This window comes from Corynebacterium tuberculostearicum (assembly GCF_022347385.1).
Taxonomy (GTDB): Bacteria; Actinomycetota; Actinomycetes; order Mycobacteriales; family Mycobacteriaceae; genus Corynebacterium; species Corynebacterium tuberculostearicum_M.
The window spans coordinates 1-8,668 of record NZ_JAKRDT010000031.1; the positions used below are offsets into that span (position 1 = coordinate 1).

Below are 8,668 nucleotides of genomic sequence, written 5' to 3' on the forward strand. Positions count from 1 at the left end.
TCCGGACGCGGTGATCGTCAACCGGGTCTTCGAGACGGCCTGAGAACGCCGGCACGCAGCGGCCATCAGGAAATGAGAAACTGGGTCGTCTCGGCTCTCCGCCCAACTTTGCAACAGCACCGAACGAAACTCCTGGAGCGTCCAGGAAAGACGCGCTCCGGAGCGTTCCTCGCCGAGACAGACCCGTACAGTGTCATTAGTTCGCCGGTGGTTTGCCCCAGTCAGGGCGCTTGGTTAGGTGCCACGACCCGCACGAGGGGCATTCGTAGATCCGCAGCGGCCCTGCCCGTCGCGACCGTTTCAGTGCTACATGCACGGCGTCATCATAGTGCTCGTGTTCACGTTTACCAGTTTCGGAGCACAGTACGCGTTCGACTGGCGGCTTCTTCGACCTCCTCCGATGGTGCTTCATCACACAATGATTCTAAACTTCAGGTGTAACTGGCTCCTGTAGGTGACTGACGATGGTGGCAGCAACTACGAGCGCTGCGGCACCGAAGACTCCACCGGCGACCGCGACGGCTGTGTGGAAGCCTGTGAGGAACGCTCCACTGGCGACCATTACGCCGAGGACTGCGACGCCGACGACGCTGCCGGTCTGGCGGGCGGCATTGATGACTCCTCCTGCAATGCCGACATGTTCCGGCGGGGCCGAGGCCACTGCGGCCGAGGTCGCGGCCGGCATCGCGAAGGCCATCCCGAATCCAGCCGTGAAGGTCAACACCGCGACCACCACGTAAGGGGTTTCTGCGGTGAGCAGCACGAGGCTGCTGAAGCCGATCGTGCCGACTACCAGGCCGGTGAGCATGGTGGGGAACGCGCCCCACCGGGCGACGGCACGGCCGCCCAGCGGTGACGCGACCACGGCGCTGCACGCCTGTGGTGCCAGCGCGAGGCCTGCCAGCCACGGCTCGTATCCCAGGTACTGCTGGAAGAAGAGGGAGAGCACGAAGAGTTGTCCGAAGAAGCTGATGTTGAGCGCGAACCCTACCATTGCGGCCACGGAGAACCGGGCACGAGTGAACAAGGCCATCGGCAGCATCGGGTCCGGGTGTCGTCGCTCTGCGATGATGAACAGGGCGAGGAAGACGCCCCCGGCGATCAGCGCGGCTACCTGCCAGGGTGACCATCCGTGTTCGCCTGCGGTGATGACTGCATAGGTTACTGCCACCAGCGTGAGCACGGAGAGCACCTGTCCGGGTAGGTCCACCCGTCTCGCGCGACTGCCCGTGAGCGCGGGAATTGCCCATAAGGTGAGCAGACAGCCGATAGCGACGATGGGGAGGTTGACCCAGAACACCGCCCGCCACCCGATCGTCGACACCAGCGCTCCGCCCAGGACCGGTCCGATCGCGGCGGCAACACCTCCTGCGCCGCCCCACAGCCCGATGGCGCGTGCTCGTTCCTTCGGATCGTCGTACACAGCCGACAGCAATGCCAGAGAGCCCGGCACGATCGCTGCCGCGCCCACGCCCTGGACGGCGCGACCAGCGACGAGGAACCCGCCTGTGGGAGCGAGGGCGCACACGGCCGAGAGCACAGCAAAGACCACCAGGCCAGCGAGGTAGACCCTGCGGGCCCCGAGACGGTCGCATGCGGCCCCAGCTGTGAGAAGGAACGCGGCGAACACGAGGGTGTAAGCGTCGACGACCCACTGCAGTGAGCCCACCGTCGTGTCGAGGCCAGTGCCGATCTCGGCGAGGGCGACATTGACGATGGTCGTATCGAGCATGACGATGAAGAAACCGAGGAGGGTCGCGACCAGCGCCGTGCGTCGATGCGCGGTCATACGCGAGACTCCAGCGAAGCCTCGGCGGGCGGGTGGCCGAAGTAGGTGCGCTTGCTCAGGTCTTGATCCCAGGTCCGGTAGGACCGGTCCAGCAGTGTCGGCAGCACCAGATCGAACAGGCGCCAGGACGCGGCGAAGTGCATGTCCCGGATCTCCCTGGCCGTCTCTCCCCCGGTGAGCGCGAGGAGTTGCTGGGCGACGAGGGGGCCCTCGTCGAGCCCAGCTGTCGTTCGCACTGCGGAGACTCCGCCCTGGGTCTCGTGGTTCTCGGCCATCCAATAGAACGGTGCCAGCCCCGCATAGCGGGGCAACGGGCTGGGGTGGAAGTTGAGGGCGTCGTAGCTCGGAACCGCGAGGAGTCGCTGCCCGAGCCGCAGCTGGTAGTTGGCGACGATGAAGTAGTCCGGCGCCAGGCCCCCAATGGCGGTAATGAATTCGTCGGTGTTGATGTGCGCCGGCCGCAGCGTATGCACATCCAGCTCGGCGGCGTCCTTCGCGAGGTCGAGGGGCTCGGGCTCATCGAGGTAGTAGTCACAGAGTGCGCCGGGTTCACGCAGCACCACAGCCGCCAGGATGACATCATCGTGCCTGGCAAGTCGGGTGAGGAAGTAAGAGCCAAAGACGGAATTGGTCTCGGTGAAGAGCACCATGCGTGTCATTTCGCCCACCACGCCTTCTCAACGGTCTTCGCTTCCCAGGTCAGGGTGTCGAAGAGCGCGTACCCGGGCTGCACGGGCAGAGGCGTACGGCCGGGCAAGTCCATGATCTCTTGGGCGAGGCGTTCAACGAGGACGCCTTCGGCCAGGGGCGGGCAGGCTCCGAAGATCGGCATCGTCTGCTTCTCCACGAACCACTCATCCAGCGTGCCTGGCGAGGGGAAGTCCTGATGCTCGGGCATGATGCGTTCCATCAGCCGGTGGATCACGTCCGGGGTGAACTCGGCATCCTCGGGGAGATCGTAGACCTCCTCGATGGGCATCGAGTCCTTCGTGTAGGTGAACACGACCGTCGAGTGCGCGACGGTCGGGATCTTGAACATGAACCTGCACCGGTCCGAGGCGCGGAAGGCGCGATGGAGGGCGTAGCGGTTGCTGATCTGGTAGAACTCCATCTGGTCCATCACATAGTCGCAGCCGTCCATGAACTCTTCAGCCGTGTCCGGGGTGATGCCCTCGGGGAAGACATCGATGTTGACATCCCCGGTCAGTGCGAAGACCTGCTCCGCGACGACTTCGGCCTTGTTGCGGCCGATCGTGTCTCGCCCGGCGCCGTACTGGCGTTGCACGTTAGTCAGGTCGAAGTGGTCGGGATCGGCCAGTTTCAGGTTGAGTGCGCCCATGCGCACCAAGCGGGCGGCTGCGGCACCGCCGATGCCCCCGGTGCCGACGATGCCGATCACGGCATCGCGCAACCGTGCTTGGCGTTCACGCTGTTCCTCGGTGGTGTCGCCGAGCCAACCCAGGTTACGGTCAACGCGTTCCCAGTAGAAGTCCTCATCGTAGTGCCCGCGTAGCCGTTGGCGGTCCCCGTTCATCGCGATCGCTCCCTTCGCCTCCTGATGCAATGAATCTGGTGAGTTCAGACTATGCCTGCGATTGTTCGGTCGTCACCGAACAGTTCCGGGTGCACACTGGAGGCATGGTTGCGCGCGTGTTTCCTGAAGCGGTCCCGGATATCTCGACAGTCGCGTCGGCTCTGGCTGACTCGTCGCGGGCGGCCATGTGTGCTGCGCTCATGGACGGGCGGGCCTGGACGGTTGGTGAACTGGGCAGGTACGCGGGCCTGGCCCGGTCGACGGCGAGCGAGCATGTTGACGTGCTCGTCACCCACGGTCTCGTCCACGACATTCGGCAGGGCCGGCACCGCTACATTCGCCTGGCCGGGGAAGACATCGCACGAGTGGTCGAGAGCCTTGGCGTGGTCGCCCGCTCGCCCCTGCCCACTCCTCACAGCCTCAGCGCGTCACGGGCGAATGCGAACCTACGTGAAGGCCGCACCTGTTATCAGCACCTCGCCGGTAAGCTCGGGGTGCGCCTGGCTGAACAACTGGAAGAGCACGAGTTCATCGACTCGCACTGTCAGGTCACTAATCAAGGTCATCGCTTGTTCATACAGTGGGGTGTGCCCCCGAAGATGCTCGACACGGGCAGGTCGTGCATGGACTCCACCGAACGCCGCTTCCACCTCGCCGGCCCTCTCGGCACGGGAATCTGCAAGACTCTGCTGGATAAGGAATGGCTTTCCCGCAGGGGTCGTACCCGGGCCGTGCGTCTCACTCCCGCCGGGCGGGCAGCGCTCAACGACGCGGGGATCTCCCTCAATGGGCCCGAACCCCGGAAAGTGGAGACGTGACCTCTTGGGCTTTTAGGCGCTCTAGGATGTCTTCGAGGTCGCGTCTAAAGCGTGGGGCGTCGATGTAGCGTCCCTGGGGCACTTAGTTACCTTTTCTGATTCTTTGCCGCTCTTTTTCTTTGTCCTAAGATTCTAGAAGATAAAACGGCCACGTGGAGGGCAATAAGGTGTGTGGTTGTTGTGGGGTGTGTGGTGGCAACCAAATCTATTGATTTGGGCGGCAGCCCAACGAGCCGTCAGGCGAGGCGGGAGCATGAACAGTAACTCGTATTGAACGGTTTTGTTGGTTGATCGGCTGGGGATATAGATCTACAGGGATATAGTTATAAGCGACCTGGGAAAATAGGTTTAATCGCAGGTGAAACCCTGGGGATAAGTGGCCTAATGATGGTAAATCAGCGCAGACTTGGCAGGACAAAAATGAAAGCACCCCGTAGGGTGCTTTGTCTTTGTTTTTCTAGGGGCTAGTCCAGTTCCGGGCGGGGTGGTCGTTGCCGGACTGAGGTGGCGGTCTTGGTGACGGTTGCTCCGTCCGTGTCGGCTTCGATGCCGGCGTTAGGCCACGCTGGAAATATAACAATTCCGCTACGCAAAAAGTCGAATGATTGTCCCTTGCCCCCTTCACGCGTTAGGTTATGTTTGTCAAGGACTAGGACGATAAGAACTCAGATTGGAATTCAGATGAAAACCAACACTGAAAATCACAAGAAGTTGTCAGCTTTTGCAGCAAGTGCAGTCTTCGCACTGAGCATGGCCAGTGGCATGCAAGCTCCCGCTATGGCAGATAGTGAAGGTAATTCGGTTGAGCTATCTAAAGCCAAGGAAGTGACCAACCGTGTTATGGAATCCTCGGCTCCCGAAGAAGCCATTGAAAAGCTATCATCGGCTGATCGAGAAGCTTTTGATAAGTATAATACTCCTGGTGATGTTGTTGTTTCTGAGGCAGCAGACTCGGGAACCGCGACACGATCTGCAGACTATTGCCGCAAGGATGGTGTGCATTTCGAGCAGAAAGCTTTGCTTGGAAACACACTTTACACATGGTGGCAGACCGTCGAAATTTGCGGGAACCCCGGCGTAAGTATTGATAGCGTCAAAGTAATTGATGCTGGCGGTGAGACCAAAACTCCAACGTGGTCATACGACGGTCACGCAAATGATCCAGTCGCATACGCGACTGGAAATGGAACTTGGACGTCTAAGTCTTCTGAGTCTTTCAGTCAAGTAAAGTTGAACCGTCGGACTGAATGCATCACAGCAAATATTGTACCTTCAGGAGAGTACAATGCAGACAAGACCTGCAACTAAAGCAGGGTCGGGGATTTTACCTGCCTCGATAATTTTGATTTCTATGGGCGCAGCCGTTGCTGGGTTTCCCTACCTATTTTTCTTTCCTCTTCTTTGGGTTGCTGCGGACATTAAATGGCCCCAGCTTAATAGTCTTAAAAGAGGTAAGGTTCTTTTTTGGAGGGCAACTTCTATCGTTGTGTCCATTGCCTTAACAGTTAATCTACTTGTTTTAACTCCTACTCCTCTTTAGGGAAACTCACGAATGGAATTTTTTCGGTAGAGCTCACCTTGAAGAAGTCTGTGTTTGGGCAGAGAGCATGGACAGCAACTTTGGACCAAAAATCCTTTGAAACAGCTATCGTTCATCTCGACCTTGTTGGTGAAGTAGAGCAACAAGCTCAAGCTACCCGCGACCAACTTGCCGCCATCCGCGAGCGTGAAGCGCACGAGCTTGCCAATATGTCGCAACATGCTCGGCAGCTAGCGGATGGTAGGTATGACTACCGCGATATTGCCTACCTTCTTGGCATCACCTACGGCAGGGTGGGGCAAATACTCAAAGCGAAACCAGCACTGCCTAAGTATGCGCGACAGCCGCAAGCAGCAGGAGTACTCCGTGACGCTATACATATAGCTATAGGTATTGCTATACCGGTTGCTATTTGTAGTGCTATGTGCTTTGTTTCTGCTGGTAAGCGCAATGGCCCCTAGTAAGATTCCGTTCGCCAGCCTGGATGGGCTGGTAAACCGGCGAGTGCAATGTTATCAATACATTTGACAGTACACTATTGCAATAATTTATGGCCGCCGCTGCCTACCTCATCATTCAGCGACCGGGTAGCCGCGACACCAACGGGCACGCGCTTGGAAAGGCCATCCGCCTTATCCCAAGGAACGGCACGGACTATTCCGCTTCCTTGTCCGCAGCGTCTTGGCGTAGGGCTTCCAATTGCTCTTGCGGAATCGAGGGTGCTGACACGCCAAACTTAGGCGCTAGGTTTTGCAATTCGTAATTGACCACGGCAACGAGCTCATCAAGCTTGTAGCCCAAGAGAAGCTGATCCAATTCTTCCGGCGTTAACTTTTTATGTTCTGAATTTGGCCAGTCACCACGTAGGGCCAGCGCCAACTTCGCGCGCTCCGGCACGTCAACATCAATGCGAACTTCAAGCACCAGAGTCTCACTAGTCTGACCTCGCGAAACCTGGAAAGATACTTGACCTTTCTTTTGCACTACATCCTTCGACTGTTGTTCCCCGATGCGCTGCCCCTCAGCGCGAAGCAACTGCCACGTCGCATAGCCAGCCCGTTGTTCCTTAGACAAGAGTCCACTCCATTGTGTAGTCCATCTGCTGCAGTACTCCTGTTTCAGCGGACTCTACCGGGGCAGCAAATACAAAGTCCGTTCCCAGCTGACCACGGCCAGCATCAGGGAATTGTTCGTGAGCCTCGTTCACGTTTGCCAAAGCGGTAATCCGCCGAGCAATATTTTCTTTAAGCTCGGCGTAGGGAGCACTTCCGTGCTGGATACGACCATCTACTACAACGTGCGCCACATACGCTTCAACGGAGTTTGCGTACGCACGAATCATCTTCATTGTGTGGTTCTTCTTCCCAAGTCCCACCAATGATTCAAACTTGGTGACAACAGAGCGGTCGACACCCATGCGCGATGCCACCTCGCTTTGCGTCATACCTCGCAGTTTTCGAAACTCCACGAGTTGCTCAATGAGGTCCATTTGCGACCCGATGAGGTCCCCGGGCAACGCATCCTTCGGCTTGATAGTTAACTTCGCCATTATCAATTCACCCCTGCTTCCCTATGTTCCATCCCATCATAAGCTATGTGCATTAAAATGCACATCCCTATTTCGGCCATGGCCGAAAAGTGACCCGGTTTTTCTGACACCATCGCTTCCCTAGACGCATAGCCCGCAAAATATCTCGATCCTGCGCCTCGTTAGTCCTATGAGCTCCCTGACGCGTGTCATCAAAGATCCGCTTTTCTTTACACAAGCTCACAAGCATCTGGTGGGCCGGTTCACCCGGCCTCGAAGAGATATCGAGGAAGTACAGTCGAAAATGACGGTCCTCGCCATTCCCACCAGTTCCCCACCCTTTCAACTCGCCTAACCATGGCGGGTTCAGAATTTCATTGAGAACCCTCGTGCCCGATGGCTCCACCAATGCAACGTCATCTTCTCGGGCGCCACGCTCACTCCAACGCAGCAAAAGTTGTTGCATCTCGAGAAAAGCATCTTTATTGATACCTTCAAGCTTCTGGAACTCATCCAACGCCCCCTGCAGAAACTCCCAACGCGTCAACCCATCGTCCGCATTAACTGCCGGCAGATACACGTGAGGCATCTCCGGAAACTCGAAATCATTCACTAGTTCCTCCCGAACTCCCCTACGCAGGTATGCCCTTCAAATCTCACCTTCCCCCGTGACAAGCGCCAGCCGTGTCTACACAGCGGTATCTTTATTCATGTTTTCTCCTGGCTCCCGGCACACGTCGACGAGTGCGATGTTGTCAATACTTTCGACAGTACGCGATTACACTAAATCATGACCTCCCGCGTCGAGCTCCCTCATTGATTTCCCCACTGTGAAAGGCCTTCATGCCGCACGGTGATGCCACCGCCACCCGCCTGCCGATTCTCTGGCGGGTAGTTCTACCTGCAATCTTGGGTGCCATCGGACTGTTCTATTCCTCTCAGGCGCCGGCTGGTTCGGGAGGTTTCTACGCCGCCACATTCTTCACCGCCGCCATCTGGCTGGGCACATGGTGTTTGTGGGTCGACCGGTCATGCTTCCACGGCCACACACTCAAGGAGCTAGCCCTCGGCGCCGTCATCGGCATTGGGCTTATCGCCTTGTTCATCGTTGGCGCGCTCATGGTCCGCCTCGTCCCCTTTTTGGCGGCCCTGATAAACGATCTACTGGACATTTGCAACAAGTTGCCCAATGGGGTGTTTGGTGGCAACCAAATCTATTGATTTGGGCGGCAGCCCAACGAGCCGTAAGGCGAGGCGGGAGCCTAAACTGTAACCCGTAGTGAACGGTTTTGCTGGTTGATCGGCTGGGGATATAGATCTACAGGGATATAGTTATAAGGGTGCTGTTGCAAAGTTGGGGCAGTAGAAAGATCGGCGTGAAATAATCAGAGCCATGGGCATCTTCTCCGGTCGGCATTTCCCCCGTGACATCATCCTGTGGGCGGTGCGGTGGTATTGC

The 8,668-nt window shown here is 57.9% G+C and carries 10 protein-coding genes; 4 read left to right on the plus strand and 6 right to left on the minus strand.

The window, feature by feature from the left end:
* Positions 1 to 424 precede the first annotated feature (424 nt).
* The 3 genes from MHK00_RS11455 to MHK00_RS11465 are packed head-to-tail and all read right to left on the minus strand — an operon-like array spanning position 425 to position 3,323.
* Positions 425 to 1,789, minus strand: a complete 1,365-nt coding sequence (locus tag MHK00_RS11455) for an MFS transporter (protein ID WP_250411923.1) — start codon at positions 1,787 to 1,789, stop codon at positions 425 to 427.
* Positions 1,786 to 2,448 (minus strand): formyltransferase family protein, encoded by a 663-nt coding sequence (locus tag MHK00_RS11460; RefSeq protein ID WP_086589209.1) that lies wholly within the window; start codon positions 2,446 to 2,448, stop codon positions 1,786 to 1,788. Before MHK00_RS11460 ends, MHK00_RS11455 begins: the two co-directional genes overlap by 4 nt.
* Complete coding sequence (locus MHK00_RS11465) at positions 2,445 to 3,323, minus strand: ThiF family adenylyltransferase (protein WP_225747407.1); 879 nt, start codon at positions 3,321 to 3,323, stop codon at positions 2,445 to 2,447. The genes MHK00_RS11460 and MHK00_RS11465 overlap by 4 nt, the downstream gene beginning before the upstream one ends.
* 29 nt (positions 3,324 to 3,352) lie before the next feature.
* Here MHK00_RS11465 and MHK00_RS11470 point away from each other — a divergent pair, with 29 nt between their 5' ends.
* The 3 genes from MHK00_RS11470 to MHK00_RS11480 all read left to right on the plus strand — a co-directional run bounded on the left by MHK00_RS11470 (position 3,353) and on the right by MHK00_RS11480 (position 6,142).
* Positions 3,353 to 4,141, plus strand: coding sequence for an ArsR/SmtB family transcription factor (locus MHK00_RS11470; RefSeq protein ID WP_225747406.1), 789 nt, complete (start codon positions 3,353 to 3,355; stop codon positions 4,139 to 4,141).
* Between the two features lie 681 nt (positions 4,142 to 4,822).
* Complete coding sequence (locus MHK00_RS11475; RefSeq protein ID WP_200442018.1) at positions 4,823 to 5,449, plus strand: hypothetical protein; 627 nt, start codon at positions 4,823 to 4,825, stop codon at positions 5,447 to 5,449.
* Between the two features lie 312 nt (positions 5,450 to 5,761).
* Entirely contained in the window at positions 5,762 to 6,142 is a 381-nt protein-coding gene (locus MHK00_RS11480) for a hypothetical protein (protein ID WP_250411926.1), read from the plus strand.
* Positions 6,143 to 6,335: 193 nt separating this feature from the next.
* On the opposite strand, the gene MHK00_RS11485 is transcribed toward MHK00_RS11480, so the two are convergent.
* From MHK00_RS11485 to MHK00_RS11495, 3 genes are all read right to left on the minus strand, one after another.
* The gene (locus MHK00_RS11485; protein ID WP_005276573.1) at positions 6,336 to 6,755 is read right to left on the minus strand and encodes a hypothetical protein; all 420 of its coding nucleotides are present in this window, start codon (positions 6,753 to 6,755) and stop codon (positions 6,336 to 6,338) included.
* Entirely contained in the window at positions 6,748 to 7,230 is a 483-nt protein-coding gene (locus MHK00_RS11490) for a helix-turn-helix domain-containing protein (RefSeq protein ID WP_005276570.1), read from the minus strand. The genes MHK00_RS11485 and MHK00_RS11490 overlap by 8 nt, the downstream gene beginning before the upstream one ends.
* 67 nt (positions 7,231 to 7,297) lie before the next feature.
* A complete protein-coding gene (locus MHK00_RS11495) occupies positions 7,298 to 7,822 on the minus strand; it encodes a hypothetical protein (protein ID WP_250411928.1) in 525 nt (174 codons plus the stop codon).
* Positions 7,823 to 8,052: 230 nt separating this feature from the next.
* On the opposite strand from MHK00_RS11495, the gene MHK00_RS11500 reads away from it, so the two are divergent.
* Positions 8,053 to 8,430 (plus strand): hypothetical protein, encoded by a 378-nt coding sequence (locus MHK00_RS11500; protein WP_200442020.1) that lies wholly within the window; start codon positions 8,053 to 8,055, stop codon positions 8,428 to 8,430.
* The last annotated feature ends 238 nt before the right edge of the window (positions 8,431 to 8,668 follow it).